This window comes from Streptomyces sp. NPDC111520, from assembly GCF_055635295.1.
The window spans coordinates 622,422-644,881 of the sequence record NZ_JBVKBW010000004.1; the positions used below are offsets into that span (position 1 = coordinate 622,422).

The window sequence follows — 22,460 nt, forward strand, 5'->3', positions numbered from 1 at the left end:
CCCTTTAGTTGTTTTTGAAGGTGTGGTGCGTTCTCGCTGACATCAGAAGAACGAGGGGTTGCCTTGAATGCGGCCCGGGCGAGCGGTCCGGCGCCCGTCGGGTCACCCGTGGTCCGCGTGCGGTCCCCGGGCGGTTGGCGGGGGAGCCGCTCCGGAGTTCGGGGAGCGGCGAGGCCGCAGGGTGCGTGCGGCGGCCCCCGCCCGGTCGCTCGGCTCCGAGTGCGGTCCGCCGGGATTCAACGGACGGCAGGCGCCGGTGCGTTCAGTTGCCACCCATGGCGTCGACCAGGCTCTTGGGCCGCATGTCGGTCCATGTACGCTCAATGTAGTCCAGGCAGTCCTGTCGTGAAGCCTCGCCGAATGCGATCTCCCAGCCCTCGGGGACGTCGACGAAGGTCGGCCACAGCGAGTGCTGCTCTTCTGCGTTGACCAGCACCAGGTAAGTGGCGTCCTGGTCCTCGAACGGGTTCGTCATTTCCGGTGCTTTCTGATATTCGCGCAAATTACTTGTGCTTTACCGAGCTTTACTTCCGCGGAATGTAGCGATGGTAGGCAAACTTGGAGTTACTTCCAGTGAGCACAGGGATGATCTTGCGGTGGCAGGGCGATCGCGGTGCACCCGCCGCATCGCCTGGGTGAACGAGGCCCCTCACTGCGACCACTTCCCTGGATCGGCTGTCGCCGGAGGGCGGGTGAGCGACCTGCGCGAGAGCGTCCGGCAGTGGCGTCGAGCGCCGCGGCACCGCTCCACCGGCGGCGAGCGTCAAGGAGAGGAGACGTAGCCTGAGTCCGTTTCAGATGGATCCGTCGAACAGGAAGCACCATGATCGCCTCCGTGACCCCCGCCCTCCTCGCCGAGGTCTTCGCTCCGGGGCGCATCGTGCGCGTCCCCCTCGACGTGCAGGGGGACCTGCTCGTCCACGAGGCCACGGCCCGCTTCCTGGCCGAAGTGGGCCTGCCCCGGGCCGACGGTGTGCTCTTCGAACTCCGGGAGGACCTGGCGGACGGACTGACCCCGTTGTCCGCGCACCGGGACGTCGGTCGCCTGGTGGACTTCGAGGGCTTCACCTCCGACGCGCACCACTGGCTGCATCTGGGCCGGGTGTTCTCGAGCGACGTGGTGCTCGACGGGAGGACGGGGTCCGTCCGCGCGATCAACCCCGACACCCGCCGGATCGAGGACGTCCACACCGACGTCTCCGGGATGGCCTACGGCATGTACCTCCTGGAGCGCCGCCGGCCTGACTACGACCCCCCGGACGAGTTCCCGGAGATCGACGACCTGATCGCCGTCGCGGAGGAGATCAGGGAAGCGCTGTCCCGGGTCGACCCGCTTCCGTACGCGGACGGGGACGGAATCTGGGAGACCGTCCACGACGAGGTGTCCGGAGGGATGTGGTGACGTCCGCCCGCCGGCACCACGGCCGCCCGGCGGGGCCGAGCCGTGCAGCCCGGTATCTGGTGACGCTCCATGGTGCCCGGCTACGCCGAGCGTCTCGTGGATCCGGCCACCGATCCGGCGGTCGGGTCGCCGCGTGTGACGGTACGTCGCGCCGATGCGGTCATACGTCGACACGACCGGGAGAATGCCCAGGTCTCCCCGCGCCTACCGCTGCTGGCGCGCCGTCCGGGAGCAGGGCCGCAGAAACGCGCTTCCGCGACCCGCGACGTCCGCTCCGGAGGACGGGCGGGCGGCGGCGGCCCTGTCGTGTCGACGGCGGGACCGGGGTCGCCTGCGACGTACTGTGGTGGCCTCTACGACGGAGAGTCGCCATGACCACACCGCGGGACCTGCTGATCGTCGTCATGCATGTGTCGCCGAGCCCCCCGGTACCGCAGGGCGACCTGTCTCTCGCCCTCGCGGGGGCCGAACTGCTGGACCTGCTCGCCCACGGAGCGGCCACCCTGGACGGTGACCTCGTCGTTCCCGGTGACCGCTTCTCCACGGGCGACCGCCTCCTGGACCGGGCCGCAGCCGCCGTCGCACCTGCACCGTACGAGTCGGTCAAGGACTGGCTGTGGCGCAGGGGCCGCGACCTGACAGCCGCCTATCGGGAGGACCTGCGGGCCTCCGGAGTCGCCGTCATGCGGCGCCGCCACTGGTGGCCACTGGAGGCCGGCGAGCTGGTGATGGTCGAGTCCGCCGCCCGCCAGGAGGCCGTCGAACGGTGGACGTCCAGGGAGCCCGTCCTGGTCGCACTCGCCGCCGCGGTCAGGGTTCCCGCGGACCCCGGCAGTGAGGCGCCCGACGTCACGGACGACACGGTGGCGACCGTGCTCGCCGAGGTGAACGCCGCCGTGGAGGAACTGGAGGCGGTGCGGCAGCGCCTGACGATCGAGCAGGAGGCGTACGACAACATCTGGCGTGCCCCCTGACGCATGCCCGCAGCGGCGCTCCATCCTGCGCCGCCACCACCGCCTTCCGTTCGCTGCCTCGCCTCGCCACTCGCTCCGGTCTCGCCTCGTAGGAGCCCCCGGCCGCGGAGTCGGCCGGGCGGTTGACATGCAGCCGATTGGCTGCCTATCTTGACATGCAGCTGTTCGGCTGCATATGGAGGCTCAGGATGGACGAGGTGTTCAAGGCGCTGGCGGACGCGAGCCGGCGCCGGTTGCTGGACAGCCTCAACAACCGCAACGGACAGACCCTGTCGGAGCTGTGCGTGGGTCTGGACATGGCCCGGCAGTCGGTCAGCAAGCATCTGGCCGTCCTGGAGGGTGCCGATCTGGTCACCACGGTCAGGAGCGGCCGGGAGAAGCTGCACTACCTCAACGCCGAGCCGATCAACGCCATCGCGGACCGGTGGATCAGCCGCTACGACCGTGCGCGTGTGCACGCGCTCGCCGACCTGAGACAAGCACTGGAGACACCACCCATGGGTGACACCGAATTCCTCTACACCACCTACATCAAGACGACGCCGGACAAGCTCTGGCGGGGCCTGACCGATCCCGCTTTCACCCGCCGCTATTGGGGTGTGGAGATCGTCAGCGACTGGAAGGCCGGCTCGCCCATGACCTGGGTCGGTCAGGGGCTGGCGGACGCGGACCCCGAGCAGGTCGTCCTGGAATCGGATCCCTACCGGCGGCTCTCCTACACCTGGCACACCTTCACCTCCGACTGGGCCCGGGCGGCCGGCGTGGAGGACGAGACCTTGGCCAGGATCACCGCGGAACCGAGGTCCCGCGTCACCTTCGACATCGAGCCCCTCGGCGCGATGGTCAAACTCACCGTGCGCCACGACGGTTTCGAACCCGGCAGCACCGTGCTGCAGATGCTGCAGAGCGGGTGGCCGGCCGTCATCTCCAGCCTCAAGAGCCTGCTCGAGACCGGAAGTGAACTTCCCGGGCCGGCCCCCGCGGAGCCGGAGCAGGAGCCGGAGCACGAGGACACGGACGCGGCGAGCTGACGCGCACCCCGCCGCGGCGCGCCGTGGACCGACCTACGTCGCGGGCCAGGTGCCCAGTGCGCGGGCCAGCCGGTCGCTCTGCTCCCGGGTGATGCCCTGGGCGATGCGGACGCCGCACCGCGGGCTCATGGGCTCGTCGCACTGCAGGATTCCCCGGAAGGGCTCCTGGCTGCCCGAGAGCGGGGACGGGGCGAGCGGCGTCCACTCGACCGGCTCCCACAAGGGGTGGTCGGTGAGGAGGGATTCGGCGAGGCCCCGGCTCGGAATGATGCCCACGTGATTCAGCGCCTTGTCGACGTGGTCCGCGGCGTCCTCGGGTGTGTCCTGGTCGCCGAGCGCGGGCAGCAGGAGGAGCAGGCGGACGTGCTCGTCGTGGATCCCGGGGGCGTCGTGATCGGGCGTGCGGGCGATGTGGTGGAGTTCCCGCCAGGAGAGCCCCGGGCCGGCGTGGTGGCCGCCTACGGAGGCCAAGTGGCCGTGCCGTCCCCATGCGGGATGCGTGATGAAGTACTCCGTTCCCGGGTCGTCGGGGATGTTGACGCCGAGGACCGTCGCCGTGTGGCCGCCGGTAAAGGGGATCCGGAAGACGGGCCAGCGATCCTCGTCGTTCAGGGCGTCGTAGGCCGCGTCGGCATCGGCCCCGTCGACGTCGAAGTACGACAGGGCCGGGTCGTAGTCCTCGGTCTGGCTCAGCCACAGGAGGTAGGCCGCCCAGAAACCGGGCAGCGCCAGCAGTTCCTCCCCGGCGACGACGGGGGCCTTCTCGAATCCTTCTATCAGCACCGGACCAGGTTCTCATCCGCCGCGCCGCACCGACGGACCGTGGGGCGACACAGCCGTGAACGGACGGGGACGCGGGGAAGGCCGGTCGGAGCCGATGTCCCGTGGCCGTCACAGAAGGGCAACCACCTGTCGCCGAGGGCGGGAGTGCCGGTCAGCAGGGACGCATCATGGTGCCGCTGGGGAACGACAAGGGGGGCGGGGAGCAGTGGAATTCACGGTCGAACGGACGCTGAGAAGACGCGGGAGGCTGTGGGTCGGCTGGGGCATCGCCCTGGCGACGGGCGCGCTCGTGTGGCTGTTCGCCTCCCGCAGCGCCGACCCCGGTCAGGCGCTCCTGGGAGTCCTGTCCGTGCCGGTCACGGGGTACGGGTGGATGCAACTGCGCCGGGTGCGGCGGCCGTTCCGGCTGCGCATCGACGCCCACGGGCTCACGTTGCACGACGCCACGCTGTCCTGGGAGCAGATCCACGCGGTCTCCCTGTGGCACGAGAAGGCGGCCGACAGCGACACCACGCCGCCACCGCCGCGCCTGCTGCTGTGGACGGTGCCGGGGGTCACGCTGCCGCGCGTACAGGACCGGAGCCTGGACGCCTGGAACCGCTACACCCTGGTGAACTGCGCGGACCTGGACCAGCATGTCGGGCAGCTCACCGCTGCCCTCGCCGAACACGCCGGCGACCGCTTCGAGACGGCACCGCGCGCGGTACGACCGCCGATCCCGGTGACCGTCTCCGGACCCGAACTGAGCGTCCCCGGCGGGGAGCGGAGGTTCACGGCCGACCTGGGCGACGGCCGGCGGACGCGTGTCCGTACGGTGTGGGCGCTGGCGTTCAGCGCGCTGTTCGTGTCGGTCTACCTGTACGTGATCCTCAACCACGACCGGATCGACGGCGACTCGGGAATCGGGATCCCCCTCACGGTGTCGATGCTCGGCACGCTCGTCTGCTGGATCCAGGTGCGCTTCGCGTACGTCCGCTGGCGCAAGCCGATGGAGCTGCGGATAGGTGCCACCGGCATCGGAATGCGCGAAGTGGCAGGCGAGGAGCGGTTCTTCCGGTGGACCCAGATAGCCACCGTCACGGTCGGCCGGCGGCCGTACGGTGCCGACTCCCACCCCGCGCTGACGGTGTGGGTGCTGCCGGGCGCGCATGCCTCCGCTCACCCCGAGCACTTGATCGACGGTCACCGGGCCTACGTCCTGGACCGGATCGACCGCCTGCCGGGTGGCGCGGAGGCGGTCGTACCCGTGCTGCGGGCGTATGCGGGGGAGCGGTACACCGAGACGGCCTGATCGCCCGGCGAGACCGAAGAGGTCGTCGCTGCGCTGAAGAACACCTTCCCGGCGATCAGCCCTGGGACTCCTTCGGTGCGAGGCCGGTGACGTAGGCCGCCAGGTTGCCCAGGGTCTGTCGACCGCCCTCGATCGCGTGGTACTTCTCGACCGCCTCGTCGCGCAGTTCCCTGGTGGGGAACACCGTGCGCATCACGATCCGGGTTGCCGCGCCGTCCGGTGCGAAGGTCAGGAACGACTCGAAGGCGTTCGGGTCGTCGCGGTACTCACCGTGCAGCAGCGCGATCCGCTCGGGCGGGGTGATCCGCTGCCAGCGGATCCACTCGGGGTAGTCGGTCCCGTCCGGCCCGTGCAGGGTGAAGTTCCACTCCCCGCCCTCACGGAACTCGAAGGACCGCGTGGTGGTGGAGAACCCTTCCGGACCCCACCACCGAGACAGGTGCCGGACGTCGGTGAACGCCTCGAACACCAGCTCCCGCGGGGCGTCGATGACCCGCGAGATGACGATCTCCCGGTCGGCCGTCTCCTGCTCCGCCGGCGTTTCCTGCCCTGACGCTGCCATCGGTCATTCCTCCTGCTGTGTCTGCTTGAGGTCCTGCACGTAGGTGTCCAGCCGGTCGAAACTCTCGTTCCAGAAACGCTCGAATCCGCCGACCCACTCACGGACCGGGCGCAGCCCGTCCGCGTCCAGGCCGTACAGGCGCTGCTTGCCCGCCTCGCGGACCCGCACCAGCCCCACCTCCCGGAGCACCCGCAGGTGCTTGGACGCCTGCGGCTGGCTCATGCCCAGTTCCCGGGCCAGCTCGGTCACCGGCCGCTCACCCGTCCGCAGCAGCGCCAGGATGTCCCGGCGCTGCGGCTCGGCGATCGCGTTGAACGCGTCCGACGTCGTCGCAGCTCGTGCCATGACCGCCATCGTATGCCCATATCGGCATGCGTCAAGGCCGGGAGTACGGGTGATGTTCCGTGCTGCCCGAAGATCGAACGGCGCTTTCGGGGGATGCCTCAGGACATGAGGAAATGCTCGGGTCGCGGCGGAATCTCACGGCGCGGGCTGCTCGGTGCCCTCGCGGCCCTCGCCCCCGTCGCTGCCGCCCCGGTCGTGTCGCTGCCCGGCACGGCCGCCGCGGCAGCGGAGCCGTACGCGGGTCTGGGGGAGGAGGCGGTGGCCGCGTTCCGCAGTGCCTGGGACGCGTACCGGCGGCTGGCCTGGGGCCGGGACGAGCTGCGGCCGCTCAGTGGCCGTGGCGCGGACTTCTTCGCCCCGGGCCACACCTTCGGCCTGACGATCGTGGAGGCCCTCGACACGCTGTACCTGATGGAACTCGACGAAGAGCTGGCCACGGCTGTGCGGTGGGTGAAGGACGAGCTCACGCTCGACCAGGACGTCTCCGTCCAGGTCTTCGAGACGGTCATCCGGATGGTCGGAGGGCTGCTGTCGGGGCACCTCGCGACCGGGGACCCCGTACTGCTCGACCGCGCCCGTGACCTCGCGGACCGGCTGATGCCGGCCTTCTCCCGATCGCCGACGGGCGCGCCCTACCGGTACGTCAACCTCGCCACGGGTGCGGTGAGCGGCCGGGTGAACTACGTCGCCGAGATCGGCAGCTGCGTCACCGAGTTCGGCGAGCTGTCCCGGCTCACCGGCGACCGCTCCTACTACGAGGCGGCCAAGGAGGCGCTACGGGCCGTCTGCGAACGCCGCTCACGGCGGGACCTGGTGGGCACCGCCCTCGACGTCGAGACCGGCGAGTGGACCGGGACCACCGCCACCCTCAATCCGCCGGTCGACTCCTTCTTCGAGTACCTGTGGCACGGCTGGAAGCTGTACGGCGACCAGGAACTGCACCACTGGTACACCACGCTCACCGCCGCGGTCTTCAGGTACCTCGCCGACCGGGGGACAGGGCGGCTGTGGTTCCGGCAGGCGGAGATGAGCACGGGGCGCGCCACCGGCAGGCTCGAGTCCGAGCTGACCGCCTTCTACGCCGGACTGCTGGCCCGCAGCGGCCGTGTCGCCGACGGCGAGAGCTACCACGACAGCTGGACGGCCGTGCTCGACACATACCGCCTGCCGCCGGACCTCGTCGACTACCGGAACCTCCGTGCGACCGACCCGTCCTATCCGCTGCGCCCCGAGTACGCCGACTCCTGTCTGTCGTTGTGGCTGATCACCGGGAAGGAGCTGTACCGCGCACGCGCCCGCGAGATGTTCCGCCGTCAGGAGCGCTACTGCAAGGTCGCCAACGGCTACACGGTCGTCCGCGAGGTGACGGCGAACCCGGTGAAGCTGGGGGACCTCACTCCGGCGTACTGGTTCAGCGAGAACGCCAAGTACTACTACCTGCTGTTCGCTGAGGCGCGGCGCTTCGACTACGGCTCCGCCTATCTGACGACGGAGGGCAATGTGCTGCGCGGGCTGCTGGACCCCGCTCCCGCGCCGGGCAACGAGGGCGCCGTCGGGAAGTGACCTTGCCGTCGCGTGGCAGGGGAGGCAGCGGCAGGGCAAGGTGGGCGGCACGTGAGCAGGCCGTCGGCGTCACCCGGGGGCCGGGCTGAGAGCGAGAAGGGGTTGCCGTCACTGTGATCGACACGGATGAGCTGGCCAGGCGGAACGCCGGGTTCACCGATACCGGGGCATTCGCCGGTCTCAAGCTCTCACCCAGCGGCAGTCTGCAGGTCATCGGATGCGTCGACCCTCGTGTGGACCCGTCCGAGGTGCTCGGGCTCGAGCTCGGTGAGGCGGCGGTGATCCGCAACGTCGCAGGGCGGGTCACGCCGGCGACGCTCCGGACGCTGGGGATGCTGTCGAAGGTCGTGCAGGCCCGGACCGGCGCCACCGGCCGGCGGGTCATCCACTATGCGGTCATGCACCACACCGACTGCGGGATCACGGACCTGGTCCCCTTCCCCGAGCTGCTGGCCGACTACTTCGAAGTGCCGGCCGCTGAGCTGGACGCCAAGGCGGTCACCGACCCGGTCGCCGCGGTCCGGGTCGACGTGCAACTCCTCAAGCAGCGGATCCAGGCCGGAGCCTTCGTCTCTGGGCTCGTGTACGACGTGGCCACCGGGCTCATCGACGTCGTCGTCCCGATCGCGCAAGTGGAGTGACCCACCACGCGGCGACCGCGGCCGGCGGGTCCGGCGCGTCCGGCGTGGTCGTGCGGCGTGCGCCGGAATCCTCCTTGTCGTGCCGGGCGGGTTCTGAGCGATGACGACGTCCCGCGGGTGACACGAGGTGGACTGAGCGGACCACCCTGCCACGCGCCCCACGCACATGCGGGCCCGGATGAGCCTGCCCGGATCATCAACCGTACGACGGGCCTTACGCCTGTCCACTCGGCGTGTTTGGAACGCCGCCCGTCGATGCGCGATCGTGTCTCTTCCGCGGGACGTTGCGGCGACCCATTTTCCGAGAGGCACGGCATGAAGCGCATCATCGCTGGATTGTGGCGGATGATTCGGGGGTCCCTGCAGTGGCGGATCATGTGGTTGACGAACAGCACGTACATGGTCGGCGTCACCGGCGTCGTCCGCGACGCCGAGGGCCGCGTGCTGCTGCTGCGCCACCGGCTGTGGCCCGAAGACCGCCAGTGGGGCCTGCCCACCGGCTACGCCAAGGCAGGTGAGGACTTCCGCGACACGGTCGCCCGCGAGGTCCGTGAGGAGACCGGCCTCGAAGTCGAGGCCGGCGAGTTGGTCCACCTCAAGAGCGGATTCAAGCTGCGGGTGGAAGTGGCGTATGCCGCGAGGCTCGTCGGCGGCACCTTGGCGATCGACTCGTTCGAGGTCCTCGAGGCCAGGTGGGCGACGCCGAACGACCTGCCGGCGGGGTTGCAGGAGTCGCACCGAATCCTGATCCAGGGCGGGCCCGGCGCCTGACCCGCCGCGCCGGTCCACCACGTGTCGGCGGGCTCCGGTCGCAGCGTCCGGCTCCCGCACCCGGTCGTCAGCGGTCCTGGGAGAGTTCCAGGAGTTCGGCGAAGGTTCCGCCGGCGTGGAGGAGTTCGTCGTACCGTCCCTGTTCGGTGATGCGGCCGTGCTCCATCACGACGATGTGGTCGGCGATCCTGGTGTTCTCCAGGCGGTGCGTGACGACGATCGTGATGCGGTCGGCGGCGATGGCCTTGATCTGCTCAAAGACCTGGTGCTCGCCGCGCGGGTCCATCTGGGAGGTCGGCTCGTCCAGGATCAGCAAGCCCGGACGCCGGTACAGGGCCCTTGAGCAGGCGATGCGCTGCCACTGCCCGCCGGAGAGCTCCGTGCCGCCGAAGACGTCGCGGGCCAGGAGGGTGTCCAGGCCGGCGGGGAGGTCCTCGACGGCCTCGCGCAGACCGACCGCGTCGATGGCCTCCCACACGGGGGTGTCGTCGTGGGTGCGGGGCTGGCCCAGGGTGACGTTCTCGCGGACCCGCAGCGGCCACTGGGCGAAGATCTGCGGCACCAGGCCGGTGTTCGCCCACACCGTGGCGGGGTCCACGTCGGCCAGGTCGGCGCCGTTCCACGTGACCTTGCCCTTGTCCGGCAGGTAGATCCCGGTGAGCAGCCGGGTGAGCGTGGACTTCCCCGAGCCGTTCGCGCCGACGATCGCGAGGATCTGGCCGCGCCGCAGGGAGAGGGAGACACCGTCCACGGCGGGCTTGTCCTTGCCCGGGTACTGGTAGGCGACCTCCTCGAGCCGGATCTCCTCGGTCGGCGCGGCGTGTGCGCGCGGGCCGCGCCTCGGGGCGCGGGCGGCGGCGTCGTCGAGGAAGGCCTGCAGGTCGCCCAGGTACAAGCTGGTGTGGAAGACCGCGGCGCCGTTGACGACCACCTGGGAGAGCGCGGCGAGCGTGGTCTGCACGGCGATGACAGCGGTTGCCGCGACCGCGAGTTCGATGCGGCCGGACACGGCCAGCCACGCCAGCGCGCCCCAGGTCGCGACGAGGAAGACGCCGCCGGCCAGCGCGGCGAGCAGGGCGATCCGCAGGGTACGTGGTGCGGCGGCCAGGGAACGCCGGTCACACCGGTCGGACAGGGCCCGGTACCAGTGGATGAGGTAGCCGGTCATCGAGTTGGCGCGGACCTCGTCGCCGTACTTCGACTCGGTCGCCCACCAGCGCATCATGCCGCGCACGTTGCGGTCGGCGATGTTGGCGTAGTGGATCTCGTAGTCGACCCGGGCGGTGAGCACCGCGCCGACACCGGCCGGCAGTACGGCCAGCAGGAGCGGGGGCAGCATCAGCGGGTTCAGCACCGACAGCACGCCGCCCGAGGTGACCATGCGGATCAACGCCGACAGGAACCGCTGGGCGTCGGTGACCATGACGTGCGTGCGGATCACGCCCATCTCGGCTGCCTCGTGCCGGTCCGAGAACCCGTCCTCCGCGTACGCCGCCGCCTCCACCCGGCACACCGCCTCGACCAGCGCGGAGTCCGTCTCGGTGGTCAGCCGCGGAGTGATCCGCCGTTCGGCGTACGTCGCCACCGCCCCCGCCGCGCGGCCGAGCGCGGCGGCGAGCGCCACCACCAGCAGCGCCGGAAGGGCCCCGTGCAGCCGTTCGGCGGCGGTGCCGTCCCCGAGGACGGGTTCCATGGCGCGGGCGGTGGCGGCCAGCAGTACGGCGGCCGCGACGCCGGTGACCGCCTGGCAGCCGACAAGGAGTTGCACGGCCCGCCGGTCGGTCCGCCACGACAACCGGGCGATCCGGGTGAGGACGGCCGGGATCTGTGCGCACATCCGCCGGAAGGAGACCTCGGCGAGCGGATTGACGGAGTACTGCCCGCTGTAGGTGATCTGTGCGGGAGGTGGTGGAGACGGCGGGTTGTGCTGCTGCTCGTTCGCGGCGGCCGAGGTCAACGTGGTTCCCCCCAAGGGTCGTCCGGCGTGGTCGTGAGGCTCAACGAGCCCGCCCGGATATCGAACTGGTGTATTTCGGTCGCCTCCGGAACCGCGGGACAGGGCGCGTGTCGGAGCGTGGCGGATGCACTGACCCGTCTCCTGCAACAGGAGTACGCGGAACCAGGATTGGCCGAATCGCCGACGGTGCCCGGGCGGTCGGGGCCGCGGGTACGGGGAACGTTGCGGTTGCCGGTGGCCGCCACCGACCCGACCACTCGATCAGGTGAAGGTCGCGATCCGTGCCGATGCGGCAAGCCGGCCGGCGGCAAAGTGTGGTGTCCGGGATGAGTTCCTCACGTTGCCCGGGTCTGAGCCGGTGGCCGGGCGGCTCCGGTCAAGGCCTCGAACGCCGGTGCCCGCCCCTGGCGAACCACGGAGAGTGGCTGACTGTGAAGAGTGGTACTGGTGTCTCCGACTTCTACTGCAACCAGGCGCTGTCCGGGAAGGTGCAGGTGGAGAAGGTCGCGGAGACGGATCGCGCTCTTGCCTTCCACCACACCAACCCGTCCTGTCCGGTGCACATCGTGGTGACCCCGAAGGAGCACGTGCCGTCGCTGACCGATCTGGGCAACTCCGGCGAGGACCTGCTGACCGAGGTCGTCCACCTGGTGCGCACGGTGGCCGCCCGGGTCGAACAAGAGCATGGATCGTGCTCGGTGACCACGAACGTGGGGCTGTACCAGGAGTCCAAGCACCTGCACTGGCACGTGACCTTCCGCGGCGAGACCGACGAACAGGTGCTCGCCACCTACGGACACCACGACGGCTGAATCCTTGCCCGACGGCGCGAAAGGAGCGCTCGGGTACGGGCGGGCGCGATGAGTTGAGCCTGGGTGCGGCGCGGGGTCCACGCACGTCGGCCTCCGGACGGCCTGAGGCTGGGCGTCCACGAGGGGTGTCAGCGGCGGGCGTTAGGGTGCGTGGCCGTGGACGCTTCTGATCTTGATCACCGGGCCCGGACGCGGTCGGGTTGTATCCCGCCGGAGCTCGTGTCGCGGTTGTGCGAGCGCGGCCGTGTCGATGTGGTGGAGCAGCAGGCGGGGCGTGGGGAGTGGTTCTGCGCGCTGGCGTGGGCGCGGTCGCTGGGGGAGCAGGGGCGGCAGGGCGAGGCGCTGGAGGTGCTCGCCCCGTATCTGGCCACCGGCTGGTGGACGGCCGTCGTGGCCGCGGCCGAGTTGCTGGAGGGCTGGGGCCGGGGCGCGGAGGCGATGGAGATCACGCGGGTCCGCATGGCGGCCGGGCACCCGATGGCGCTGGAGTTCTACGCGCGCATGCTTGCCCGGAACGGCCGCGCCGAGGAAGCGTTCACTCTGCTGCGTCCCTACCTCGGCGAGCCGTCCCTTGCCGTGGCGATGGTCGACGTCGCCGGCTCTGCCGGCCGCGACGAGGAAGCCGCCGCGCTGCTCGCCGCCTTCACCCGGCACGAGTGCTCGGACTTCCCGTGGTGTTGCCGGGGTTTCGACCGTGACACGGTGAACGGGCTGATCGCCACGATCCGCGAGCGCCAGGGCCGCATCGACGAGGCGGTCGTCCTGCTGCGCACCGGCAGCACCACGCGCCTCAACAACCGCGAGCAACTGGCCGCGTTGCTGGCGCGGCGGGGCCGGCTCGACGAGCTGCGTGCGGCAGCCCGGGCCGATGACTCGGGGTACGCCGTACGGCAGCTCGCGGGGTTCCTGGAGGACCGCGGCGACGTGGAGGGGGCGATCGCGGCGTACCGCAACGCTGACGAGCCCGTGGCCGGTGGTGCGAACCGCGCTTTCGACCTCGCGCGGCTTCTGGCACGGCACGGCCGGGGCAGTGAAGCGATCGACGTGATGCGCGTCCAGGCCGACGCTCACAGCGGGGACGACTGGATCCTCCACGCCCTGGCCGGCCTGTATCTCGACCATGGGAGCCCAGAGGACGGCTTGGCGCACCTCGACGCGCTCGCCGCCGCCCGCGGGGGCGAGGAGGAGTGGGACCTGTACTGGATGCGGCTGCCGCTGGTCGCCGCCCGCGACGGCGTCGACGAAGCGGTCGCACAGGCCGGCTCCCACCCCGAGGGCGCCACCTCGTACGCGGCGCCGCACATCGCCGAGCTGCTCGCCGGGGCCGGCCGCACCGAGGAGGCCGTCGCCGTCCTTGAACCGCACGCCTCCACGAACCGCCATGACCTGGCCGGGTACCTCATCGACCTCGGCCGCATCGAGGACGCCTTGGCCGTCCTCCAACGGCGCGACCCCCCGCTGCCGCAACCGACGGGCGGCCCCTGGTACGACGACCCCCCGTTCTGAGGCCGCGGTGCGCGGCCGCAGGTCGATGGGTGACAGAGCTCACGCGTCGTGGTCGCCGTGGGCGTCCGGCACCGTTCCTACCTCATGATCGATTCCAGGTTGTCGTAACAGATTGTTACGACAGTCGTCGTAACTGTACTGGTTACGATTGCGTCGTCGAACGTAGGGTGTCCCCGTCGAGAGGAGGGGCCCATGAGCGCCAACAGCAGGTTGACGATCGCGGCCCACGCGCTGGCCTGGATCGGCCTCTACCAACGCCAGGGCAACGACGTCGCCACCTCCGAGCAGATCGCGACCAGCGCCAACACCAACCCCGTGGTGATCAGGCGCCTGCTGGGCGAGCTGCGCCGAGCCGGTCTCGTGGAGTCCAGGCGGGGAGTGGGTGCGGGCTGGGCGCTCGCACGTGATCTGGGGTCGATCAACCTGCTCGATGTGTACGAGGCGGTGGAGCCCGGGCCACTTTTCGCGCTGCACCGAGCCACCCCGGACCACGAGTGCGTCGTCGGCAACGGCATCCAGCCGGCGATGCGAAGCGTCTACGACGGGATCGAGGAGACCGTGCGACGGGAGCTCTCCCGCGTCTCACTCGAGGACGTGCTGCGGGACGTCCTTGCCGCGCCCCGCTAGCGGCGGCGCGACCTCACAGCCCGCACCGGCACAGGCTCAGGGGCCGCGAGTCGTTGATGCCCGGCCCCGGCCCCGGCCCCGGCCCCGGCCCCGGCCCCGGCCCCCCCGGCCCCGACCCCGGGGCGGTGGCGGAGACGCTGACGGTGGCCACCCGCGTGGCCGCGCGAAGGTGTGCGCTATGGTGCCGCGAGGGCTCGGACAAGGTTCGTAGGGGGCCGTATCCGGTGAGCCGTGCGGGCGACACGGCCGGACCGACCTCACCCGTACGCCATCCCAGGGGGAAAGCCACCGTGCGACGAAGCCTCATCCTGTCCGCCGCGATCTCGACGGTGCTCGGTGCCTCGTTCCTCGGGGCGACCGGGCCCGCTCACGGTGCCACCCCCGAACTTCGCGTACTCCGCGCCTACGGCGACTCCCGGCACCCGGGCGTCCTGCATGTCCGCACCTACTCGGACAGCCCGATCACCAAAGTCACCACCCACTTCTTCCTCGTGGGCAGTCCCGAGGGGACGCCGGAGGCCGGTTCCGTCGACCTCTTCAGCCCGGTCGGGGAGCCGGCCGAGAAGACCGCCGACTGGGAGACCCCGGTGCACCTGCCGGAACACGGCATGTACCGGATGACCGTCGACCTCGAGGACGCCTCCGGCGCCAAGGCCACCGGCCTCGTCGCCAGCCCCCAGGGGGTGATGCACTACCGGACGATGATGAGGATCCCCGATCTCACCGTCGCGCCGGCTGCCCCGGACTACTCCCACCAGCAGGTCACGGTCTCGGGCACGCTCTACGCCGAACCGCCGGGCGAGCCGGACGTGTCCGTCCCCGCCGGTGGCGAGGCGGTCGACATCGACACCGGCCACGGAGTGATCACCGCGACCACGGGCGCGGACGGACGGTTCTCCGCCGACTACGTCCCCGTCGCCCACGTCAGCGCGGTGTTCGCCCGGCACCGCTCCTCGGCCGCCGACCCCTACACGATCAACGCGGCGACGCCGTTGACGGACGTCACCACCGCGCAGTCCAACACCAGGGTGTCGGTGAACACCCATACGCTGAACCTCGCCCAGGGCGCCACCGGCACCGTCACCGGTCTCGCGGAGATCCAGACGCCCCTCGGCTGGCGGCCGCTGCCCGGTGCGTGGATCTCGGGCACGAGCGCCCAGGGCGGCGGGACGGAGATCGGCGGCGCCTTCACCGACAGCCAGGGCCGCTACACCGTGAAGGTGCCCTCGAACACCCCCGCCCCCGCCGGCGAGGTCGTCCTCGGCGGCGCTGACGACCCGTTCGCGGCGAAGTCGACGCAGCCCCTGACCGTCCACGTGGCTTTCGCGACCGTCCTCAACGTCAAAGCCGGCCTGGACAACCGGTCCCGGCTCCACGTGGACGGCTCGGTGACGTTCCAGGACAGCCGTGGCCACTGGCCCGCCAAGCCGGCCGTCACGCTCGAGTACTCCAAGGACGGGAAGACCGGCTGGAAGGCCGTCGCCACCCTCCCGGTGCCGATCCGCCACAACAAGCCCGGCGTCGCCGAGACCTTCACCCACACCCGCACGGCCCCCGCCGACGGCTACTGGCGCACCCGATTCCAGGGCAGCCCCGATCTGGCGGCCGCGGTCACCAAGGGCGTCCACCTCTCCCGGCGCGCCACCCGGATCACCGGGTTCAACGCCTCGCCGGAACCTGTGCGCAAGGGCGACCACATCAAGGTGGGAGGCACCGTCCAGTACCGGAGCGGCACCACGTGGAAGGCGCTTCGCGACCTCCGGGTGTCCCTGTACTTCAAGCCCCGCGGCGCGAAGAGCTACCGGTACGTGCACGCCCTGGGCGTCGACGGAAAGGGCCGCTTCTTCAACCTGGAACGGGCGACCCAGGACGGCACCTGGGCGGTGACCTTCGACGACGCGACCGGGACGGGCTACCTCCTCAGCAACACCGCCGCGGACTTCGTCGACGTCCACCCGTAGTCAGGGCGCCTGTCGCGTCCACGTTCTGACGCCGGTGAGGATCGCGCGGGGAACGACCGCAGCCGTTCCCCGCCGATGTGCTCACAGTGCCTTCCTCTCATCCATGGGCGGCACGTCCCCGCCATAGGATCGGGTAGTGATGCAACACGCAATGCTCCGCAAACTGGGCAGAGTCATCGACTGGGCAGGGTTGATCCCGGCAGGGCTCCTGCTTTTCGTCGGCATACGGGACTACCGTGACGGCGGATCCATGGGATGGCTGCTCCTCGGCGCATCGCTCGTCCTGGTCAGCGTCTGGACGATCTACCGCGGGATGTCGCGCGGTGGCGGGGGCAAGCCCACCGAGTCGTACGAAGGCCAACGTGAGGAGCAGCGCGGCTCGTCGACTGAGTGTCCGACTGCGCTATGACGACCCTGCACCCATGCGGACGCCCAGGGACGGCGGCGACCGATGCTTCGGGATGAATAGACCCCTCCGTTAGGGTGCTCGACATGACCGGCGATCTTCCCGCCTGCCCCGACTGCGGGCAGCTCATGAAGTTCGGCGGCCTGGTGCTCTCCCACCGGGAGGACGATGGCCGGCGGGTCTGCCGGTCACTGTGGAAGTGCCCCGAATGGTACGTCTGGTGGGGATGGGCTGACCGGACGGACGAGCCGTTGGAGATCTGCCCGGTGCCGCAGTTGTTCCGCTGACATCCAACGACGACATCAACCGCCGGAGCGGGCGACGGAGTTCACGCGAGAGCCATTCCGGGAACGCGCCGGCGGATGGCCTCCATCTCGGCCTCGTCGGACACGCCCTGCCAGTCGTACCGGGGCGTGTAAGGGGCCTCCAGGGCGCGTACCTCGGTGTCGGTGAGTTCGATGTCGAGGGAGGCCACGGCCTGGTCGATCTGTCCGGTCGAACCAGCGCCGACCAGTGGCGCGGTGACGACCGGCCGGCGTCGCAGCCAGGCCAGCGCGATCTGGGCGCGGCTGACGCCGTGGGCGTCCGCGACCCGTCCGACCGCGTCGATGATCGCGCGGTTGGATGCCTCCTGCTCCGGCGAGTAGAGCAGATCCGCGTATGCGCCGTCCGTCTCGGAGCGCGCCGTCGAGCGGGCGTCGTCCCACGCGCGGGTGAGGCGGCCGCGGGCCAGAGGCGACCAGATGATCGTGCCGACGCCCTCGTCCAGGCACAACGGGATCATCTCCCGCTCCTCCTCGCGGGCGAGGAGGTTGTAGTGGTTCTGCATCGAGACGAACCGCGCCCAGCCGTGCTGCTTCTGCAGGCTCAGCGCCTTCGCGAACTCCCAGGCGTGCATGGACGAGGCGCCGAGGTAGCGCACCTTGCCCGCCTTGACGAGGTCGCTGAGGGCTTCGAGGGTCTCCTCGAGCGGCGTCGCGTGGTCGTTGCGGTGCACCTGGTACAGGTCGATGTAGTCGGTTCCCAGGCGGCGCAGCGAATGGTCGACCTCGGTCATGATCGCCTTGCGCGACAGCCCCCGCCCGTTCGGCCCCAGCCGCATCGGATGGCGCAGCTTAGTGGCGATCACCACGGCATCACGGTCGGCGAAGTCCTTGAGCGCTCGGCCGAGGATCTCCTCACTGGAACCGTTGGAGTACATGTTCGCGGTGTCGAAGAAGTTGATCCCCACCTCGAGCGCGTGCCTGATGAGCGGGCGCGCGTCCTGCTCGCCCTTCGACCAGACGGGGTGCCCGCGGTCGGGCTCGCCGTAGCTCATCGCACCGATCGCGATGGGAGACACGTCGAGACCCGTGGTGCCGAGCTTGATGTACCGCATGACGCTCCTTAGAGTATGTGGAGAACTCTCCATTTAACGTAGTGGAGAACTCTCCACTTAGCAATGTGAGGTCCCATGGCCCGTTCGGACGCCCGCGAGAACAGGGCGCGCATCCTGGCCGCCGCACGCGATGCGCTCGCGGCGGACGGCAGCACGTCCATGAACCAGATCGGCCGGAGCGCAGGGGTCGGCGCGGGCACCCTGTACCGCAACTTCCCCACACGCGAGTCGCTCGTCCTGGCCGTCTACCAGGACGAGGTGGCACGCATCGTCGACACCGTCCCCGGCCTGCTCGCCGCGATGCCGCCGCTGGAAGCGCTCCGCCACTGGACGACCGACCTCGTCGAGGCCATGCGCAAGAAGCACGGTCTCGGTGACGCCCTGAGCCCGGGCGCCCACCAGACGATCAGCGAGCAGAGCTACGGTCCGGTCATCGCCGCGATCACCGCACTCCTCGACGCCGGCAAGAAGGACGAGAGCATCCGCCAGGACGCCGACCCGGCCGATTTCCTCCAACTCACCGGCGCGTTGTGGCGTGCCGCGTCCAGCCCCGAGGACCGGGCACCCCACATGCTCGCGCTCATCCTCGACGGACTCCGCACACGCCGGTAGACGACCCGCACGCGACGCCCCGCAGGCAGTCGGCACCCCGGAGTGTGGTGTCCTTCAACCGGTCGACGACGCTCGCGCGGGCACCGTGCCGGCGGATCAGCAGCCGTGTGAGGACTTGCCGGCCGAGGTCAGCCCGTGGTCGTGGTGCGTACGCTTGCCGACGTCCGGGCCGGGGAAGATGCCCACGCGCCTGGTCACTTCGGGCCGTAGTGCAGCTGGAGGAAGGCCTCCATCGCCGCGTCGACGCCGTCGTGGTCACCGGTGGCGAGCAGGTCGAGGAGCAGGCCGCGGACGGTGGCGAGTCCCAGTCTGGCGCGGCTGCGGGCCAGGTCGGGGTCGGTGCCTGTGGCGATCTCGGCGGCCGCCAGGGGCTCCAGCCAGTCGCTGACGAGCCCTTCGAGGGCGGGAACGGCTTCGGGCCGGCCCCGCAGTGCCTGCACGTAGATCTCGAAGAAGAGCCGCTCCTGATGGGCGAGCCGGGGGTCTGTCAGCTGCTTCCAGAGCAGACGCGCTGCGTCGATGGGCGGGAGGCCGGGCTGCAGGTGCAGCCGGGACAGCAGATCACGTTGTCGCTGCTCCGAGGCGCGGACGATCTCGACGAGGAGGTGTTCCTTGGAGCCGAAGTAGTGGATCAGCATGCGGTGACTGACGCCGATCGCGGCGCCCAGGCCGCGCAGGCTCAAGTCCGCGATGCCGTGCGCCGCGACATGGTCGACGGCCGCGTTCACCAGCTGGGTACGCCGGTCCTCGCCCCTGCCGGGGGCTGCCTCACCGTCGGGATGCGCGTCGGCCGAATTCACCACCTCAGGAGTGTACCAATCGGTACACTCCTTGTGTACCGTTCGGTACATGAAGCCTGTCACCGTGTCGATCGACGTGCCGCAGACGCCCGAGCAGGTCTACGACTTCCTCGATGCCATCGCCAATCACGAGCGATTCACCGACCACTACCTGACCGACTGGCGCTACAGCGGCCCCGGCCGCGGCATCGGATCCTGTGCCACGGTCACCGCCGCACTCGGCGGCACGAAGACGGACGTCACCATCGAGGTGGTCGCTGCGGATCCGCCGCGGCGCATCGTCGAACGGAACGTCAGCGCGGCCGGCCGGCGCCTGGCACACGGCACCTACACCATCGAACCGGCGCGAACCGGTGGGAGCCACGTGGAGTTCACCTACGCCTGGACCCGCACCCCGCTCGCCGACCGCCTGCTGGCCCCTGTGGTCCGGGCCGCCATCCGACGCGCCAACCGCACGGTGATGCAACGCCTGACCGGCGCATTGGTTCACCACACGTCAACTGCCAGATCCTGACGGCGCCCTGCTCAGTCGACTGACCCTGCCGCTGCTTCGAAAGGGCCGTCACCTGCGGTGTGTGCGAGGGGGAGTTGTGGGTGGCCGGCACCCACCGCCTGTCGCTGTTGACGAAGGCCGTGTCCCACAGCGGGTCGGTGGCGTCGCTGCCGATCCGCACCCCGCCCGCGTGGACGAACTTCGTCAGCTGCCGCTTGTTGGGTCTCGACCGTGTCGTCGACCTGGCCGCTGCACGCGTCACTGTCGGTGCACCGTAGGGTACGGGCTTACTGACGAACTCTGTCTCGCGGCGTGACCCATGACAACCGGCAGCCGCACAGACTGGCCCGTCTGGCCTATGCTCCGTGCATAGTGTCCGCATGGATCGATTCGTGGGTCAGGCCCGCCTCGAATGGTGGGCCAATCACTCGACGTGCCTTGAGATGTACGACATCGACGTCACCGTCACTGTCGACGCGGCCGGCAAGTGGCAGGCAACCGGTCGGCATGCCAGTGCACTCGATACGACCCAGCGCGAGGGCTGGGACTTTCTCATGGAGATGGATCCCCACTTCTCCGTTGCGCTTCCCGGTGAGGATCGCGGCGGGATCACGGTGCGAGTTGTCGAGGCAGAGAATGGAGCCCTCACGCTCATGGAGGCACCGGATTGGCACGGTTCCATGAGCGTCACCTTCGATCTCACCTGAGACCTGAGATCAGCCCCCAAGGGCAGGAACCCGACTTCGCTGCCCTGCGACCGACTGCGGCTGTCGCCTCATACTGATCTTTCAGAATGACCGTCGGAGGCGGCGAAGGCATATGAGTCTGCTGAACAGTTCAAGCGGGCCTTGGTGTAGATCGGCGCGTCGTTCGTAGCGGATGCGGAGCCGCTTGAGCACGCACTCCGGACACCCTGCCGACCAAGATCGTTGAGTGCAAGACTGTAGATCAAGTCGTTTTGAAAGGATCAGTCACTGAGCTGTTTCCAACATCAGTTTGAGCCGGTCAGGTGCAGCGTGAGGACGGCTTGGGCGGCGGTGCCGCCGCAACTGCTGCGTGAGGAAGCGGAGGGCAGAGCTGGACACACCGACGCCCGACGGGTAATCAAGCACGTGAAGCTTCTGGCGTAGACGGTTCTCTTGGTCGAAAACCCACGTACCAGGAGATTCGCCACATTGTCAGCCCAACTGCCAGGCGAGCGCTTCAAGTTGGAAAGGGTCGCTGCCTCCGATTGGGATCGAGACAATCCCCTGGCTGTGTTGCTGCCGAGGTAATCCGTGGGCTGGCTGTGGCCCCTGGGGTGGTACTGGAGCGCACCGGAGAGACGGAGCGCTCGCGACGGCCGGCACGCATCCGGACACCTCCACGGCATCAACGTACGAGCACACAGGCTCCTGCCACGCCGACCGGACTCCCCGGCACGCCCCCCTCGCGCCTCATGGCGCGTTCTTTGCACCCGATCGGCCACGCTCCCCGGGCCACGGCTCGGGCAAGGGGTGTCGGAGCGGTCAGCCGACCCCGCCGCTACGGAGTTCGCCGCCTTCCACCTCAACCTCACCGCGCGCCCGGTCGGCGCGTAGGCGTATCGCGGCGGAGACTCCCGCCCAGACGGCGAGCACGCAGACCGCCAGGCCGGCGAAGACAACCGGGTTCACCCAGACCGGCACCAACTCGGTCCCCACACCCTGGTCGGTGACGCACTGCACGCTCACCGGCAGCGTCATACGCGTCACCACGTGGTCGCCGTCGGCGCCGGAAGCCGCACACATCTGGTCCGGGTCCAGGATGTAGAACCCCGACATCACGCCCCAGGCGTACGCGCCCACAGCCGCTGTGCCGGCCAGTTGCACGACCAGCGCACACGACATGGCGTCCGGTGACGTCCACCCATTTGGTGGCTGACCGTGACGTGCGCGCCACACAAGCTGAACGGCCGTGCCCACGACCACCCACGGACACACGAGGGGCGAGAACGCCAGGATCAAGAAGAGAATGGCTTTCACGCCTTACCGGACATCGTCGTGGGGCGACCGGTTCCCTCTCAAGGGCGCTCAGTGAGCCAGGCGTTCCGTGATCCAATGGGCGGCCAGCAGACCCGACCCGGCCGACAGGCCCTGCTGGTCCTGGCCCACCTGCGCTGCGGCGACACCTAGGTTGTGTCTGACAAGTGATCACGACGGGGGTGACCGCGTCCGACGAAAGAATAGATGCCGCTCGTCCAGGCCAACGATCTACGCTGGCTCGATGGGGAACGATGGGCGTGTCCGCCGCCTCGTGGTCAACGAGGCCGTCTGGTGTTGGACTGTCCGGCAGCGGGTGAGACCGGACTACGCTGACTGCCGACTGACGCTTTCCCTCTTCCCACAGGTGTCAGCACAGGGCGCTCAACGCCGATTGACCTTGGTCTTTGCCCCGGGCCCGGACAGAATCGTTTCGAACTCGTACTTCGAGGCGGGCACGGTCGTGCGCCTCCCCGACCGCACCTGGCTCAACCTCTACGAGCCGGGAACGGTCAGAGGTCTGCTTGAGGTTGCGGCGCCTGCTC

24 protein-coding genes are annotated in these 22,460 nt (G+C 69.8%); 16 read left to right on the forward strand and 8 right to left on the reverse strand.

The genetic code is table 11. The annotated features are described in order from the left end of the window. Nucleotides 1–262: 262 nt before the first annotated feature. Nucleotides 263–475: an MbtH family protein gene (locus ACZ7MY_RS12180; protein WP_499601280.1), complete on the reverse strand. Its 213-nt coding sequence runs from the start codon at nt 473–475 to the stop codon at nt 263–265. Nucleotides 476–823: 348 nt separating this feature from the next. Here ACZ7MY_RS12180 and ACZ7MY_RS12185 point away from each other — a divergent pair, with 348 nt between their 5' ends. The 3 genes from ACZ7MY_RS12185 (at nt 824) to ACZ7MY_RS12195 (ending at nt 3,407) form a co-directional block, all read left to right on the forward strand. Further along, the gene (locus tag ACZ7MY_RS12185) at nt 824–1,402 is read left to right on the forward strand and encodes an SUKH-4 family immunity protein (protein ID WP_499601281.1); all 579 of its coding nucleotides are present in this window, start codon (nt 824–826) and stop codon (nt 1,400–1,402) included. A 371-nt stretch (nt 1,403–1,773) separates the two neighbouring features. Further along, nucleotides 1,774–2,376 carry a GPP34 family phosphoprotein gene (locus ACZ7MY_RS12190; RefSeq protein WP_499601282.1) on the forward strand — a complete coding sequence of 201 codons (603 nt, stop codon included), beginning with the start codon at nt 1,774–1,776 and terminating at the stop codon, nt 2,374–2,376. Nucleotides 2,377–2,564: 188 nt separating this feature from the next. After that, nucleotides 2,565–3,407 carry an ArsR/SmtB family transcription factor gene (locus tag ACZ7MY_RS12195; protein ID WP_499601283.1) on the forward strand — a complete coding sequence of 281 codons (843 nt, stop codon included), beginning with the start codon at nt 2,565–2,567 and terminating at the stop codon, nt 3,405–3,407. Between the two features lie 33 nt (nt 3,408–3,440). Here ACZ7MY_RS12195 and ACZ7MY_RS12200 read toward each other — a convergent pair whose 3' ends face one another. Further along, complete coding sequence (locus ACZ7MY_RS12200) at nt 3,441–4,190, reverse strand: hypothetical protein (protein WP_499601284.1); 750 nt, start codon at nt 4,188–4,190, stop codon at nt 3,441–3,443. Nucleotides 4,191–4,395: 205 nt separating this feature from the next. Here ACZ7MY_RS12200 and ACZ7MY_RS12205 point away from each other — a divergent pair, with 205 nt between their 5' ends. Further along, nucleotides 4,396–5,481, forward strand: coding sequence for a hypothetical protein (locus ACZ7MY_RS12205; protein ID WP_499601285.1), 1,086 nt, complete (start codon nt 4,396–4,398; stop codon nt 5,479–5,481). A gap of 55 nt (nt 5,482–5,536) precedes the next feature. On the opposite strand, the gene ACZ7MY_RS12210 is transcribed toward ACZ7MY_RS12205, so the two are convergent. Beyond that, nucleotides 5,537–6,043, reverse strand: coding sequence for an SRPBCC family protein (locus tag ACZ7MY_RS12210; RefSeq protein WP_499601286.1), 507 nt, complete (start codon nt 6,041–6,043; stop codon nt 5,537–5,539). A 3-nt stretch (nt 6,044–6,046) separates the two neighbouring features. Next, on the reverse strand, nt 6,047–6,388 hold the full coding sequence (locus ACZ7MY_RS12215; protein WP_499601287.1) for an ArsR/SmtB family transcription factor: 342 nt from the start codon (nt 6,386–6,388) through the stop codon (nt 6,047–6,049). Nucleotides 6,389–6,493: 105 nt separating this feature from the next. Between ACZ7MY_RS12215 and ACZ7MY_RS12220 the strand changes: the two genes are divergently transcribed. The 3 genes from ACZ7MY_RS12220 to ACZ7MY_RS12230 all read left to right on the forward strand — a co-directional run bounded on the left by ACZ7MY_RS12220 (nt 6,494) and on the right by ACZ7MY_RS12230 (nt 9,363). Beyond that, complete coding sequence (locus ACZ7MY_RS12220; RefSeq protein ID WP_499601288.1) at nt 6,494–7,951, forward strand: glycoside hydrolase family 47 protein; 1,458 nt, start codon at nt 6,494–6,496, stop codon at nt 7,949–7,951. 113 nt (nt 7,952–8,064) lie between these two features. Next, the gene (locus tag ACZ7MY_RS12225) at nt 8,065–8,592 is read left to right on the forward strand and encodes a carbonic anhydrase (RefSeq protein WP_499601289.1); all 528 of its coding nucleotides are present in this window, start codon (nt 8,065–8,067) and stop codon (nt 8,590–8,592) included. A gap of 315 nt (nt 8,593–8,907) precedes the next feature. Further along, a complete protein-coding gene (locus tag ACZ7MY_RS12230) occupies nt 8,908–9,363 on the forward strand; it encodes an NUDIX domain-containing protein (protein ID WP_499601290.1) in 456 nt (151 codons plus the stop codon). A gap of 67 nt (nt 9,364–9,430) precedes the next feature. Here the strand turns inward: ACZ7MY_RS12230 and ACZ7MY_RS12235 are convergent, their stop codons facing one another. Beyond that, on the reverse strand, nt 9,431–11,320 hold the full coding sequence (locus ACZ7MY_RS12235; RefSeq protein WP_499601291.1) for an ABC transporter ATP-binding protein: 1,890 nt from the start codon (nt 11,318–11,320) through the stop codon (nt 9,431–9,433). A 431-nt stretch (nt 11,321–11,751) separates the two neighbouring features. Here ACZ7MY_RS12235 and ACZ7MY_RS12240 point away from each other — a divergent pair, with 431 nt between their 5' ends. The 5 genes from ACZ7MY_RS12240 to ACZ7MY_RS12260 all read left to right on the forward strand — a co-directional run bounded on the left by ACZ7MY_RS12240 (nt 11,752) and on the right by ACZ7MY_RS12260 (nt 16,919). Further along, nucleotides 11,752–12,132, forward strand: a complete 381-nt coding sequence (locus tag ACZ7MY_RS12240) for an HIT family protein (RefSeq protein ID WP_499601292.1) — start codon at nt 11,752–11,754, stop codon at nt 12,130–12,132. Between the two features lie 219 nt (nt 12,133–12,351). Then, the gene (locus ACZ7MY_RS12245) at nt 12,352–13,638 is read left to right on the forward strand and encodes a tetratricopeptide repeat protein (protein ID WP_499601293.1); all 1,287 of its coding nucleotides are present in this window, start codon (nt 12,352–12,354) and stop codon (nt 13,636–13,638) included. Between the two features lie 192 nt (nt 13,639–13,830). Further along, complete coding sequence (locus tag ACZ7MY_RS12250) at nt 13,831–14,265, forward strand: Rrf2 family transcriptional regulator (RefSeq protein ID WP_499601295.1); 435 nt, start codon at nt 13,831–13,833, stop codon at nt 14,263–14,265. 290 nt (nt 14,266–14,555) lie between these two features. Next, on the forward strand, nt 14,556–16,226 hold the full coding sequence (locus ACZ7MY_RS12255) for a hypothetical protein (RefSeq protein WP_499601296.1): 1,671 nt from the start codon (nt 14,556–14,558) through the stop codon (nt 16,224–16,226). A gap of 492 nt (nt 16,227–16,718) precedes the next feature. Next, complete coding sequence (locus ACZ7MY_RS12260) at nt 16,719–16,919, forward strand: dehydrogenase (RefSeq protein ID WP_499601297.1); 201 nt, start codon at nt 16,719–16,721, stop codon at nt 16,917–16,919. Nucleotides 16,920–16,960: 41 nt separating this feature from the next. Here the strand turns inward: ACZ7MY_RS12260 and ACZ7MY_RS12265 are convergent, their stop codons facing one another. Next, entirely contained in the window at nt 16,961–18,010 is a 1,050-nt protein-coding gene (locus ACZ7MY_RS12265; RefSeq protein WP_499601298.1) for an aldo/keto reductase, read from the reverse strand. A gap of 75 nt (nt 18,011–18,085) precedes the next feature. Here ACZ7MY_RS12265 and ACZ7MY_RS12270 point away from each other — a divergent pair, with 75 nt between their 5' ends. After that, nucleotides 18,086–18,622 carry a TetR/AcrR family transcriptional regulator gene (locus ACZ7MY_RS12270; RefSeq protein ID WP_499601300.1) on the forward strand — a complete coding sequence of 179 codons (537 nt, stop codon included), beginning with the start codon at nt 18,086–18,088 and terminating at the stop codon, nt 18,620–18,622. 194 nt (nt 18,623–18,816) lie between these two features. On the opposite strand, the gene ACZ7MY_RS12275 is transcribed toward ACZ7MY_RS12270, so the two are convergent. After that, complete coding sequence (locus tag ACZ7MY_RS12275; protein WP_499601301.1) at nt 18,817–19,425, reverse strand: TetR/AcrR family transcriptional regulator; 609 nt, start codon at nt 19,423–19,425, stop codon at nt 18,817–18,819. Between the two features lie 46 nt (nt 19,426–19,471). On the opposite strand from ACZ7MY_RS12275, the gene ACZ7MY_RS12280 reads away from it, so the two are divergent. From ACZ7MY_RS12280 to ACZ7MY_RS12290, 3 genes are all read left to right on the forward strand, one after another. Continuing rightward, nucleotides 19,472–19,936 carry an SRPBCC family protein gene (locus tag ACZ7MY_RS12280; protein WP_499601302.1) on the forward strand — a complete coding sequence of 155 codons (465 nt, stop codon included), beginning with the start codon at nt 19,472–19,474 and terminating at the stop codon, nt 19,934–19,936. An 80-nt stretch (nt 19,937–20,016) separates the two neighbouring features. Then, the gene (locus tag ACZ7MY_RS12285; RefSeq protein ID WP_499601303.1) at nt 20,017–20,193 is read left to right on the forward strand and encodes a hypothetical protein; all 177 of its coding nucleotides are present in this window, start codon (nt 20,017–20,019) and stop codon (nt 20,191–20,193) included. A 102-nt stretch (nt 20,194–20,295) separates the two neighbouring features. Beyond that, nucleotides 20,296–20,622: a hypothetical protein gene (locus tag ACZ7MY_RS12290; RefSeq protein ID WP_499601304.1), complete on the forward strand. Its 327-nt coding sequence runs from the start codon at nt 20,296–20,298 to the stop codon at nt 20,620–20,622. Nucleotides 20,623–21,423: 801 nt separating this feature from the next. On the opposite strand, the gene ACZ7MY_RS12295 is transcribed toward ACZ7MY_RS12290, so the two are convergent. Further along, on the reverse strand, nt 21,424–21,918 hold the full coding sequence (locus tag ACZ7MY_RS12295; protein WP_499601305.1) for a hypothetical protein: 495 nt from the start codon (nt 21,916–21,918) through the stop codon (nt 21,424–21,426). Nucleotides 21,919–22,460: the final 542 nt, after the last annotated feature.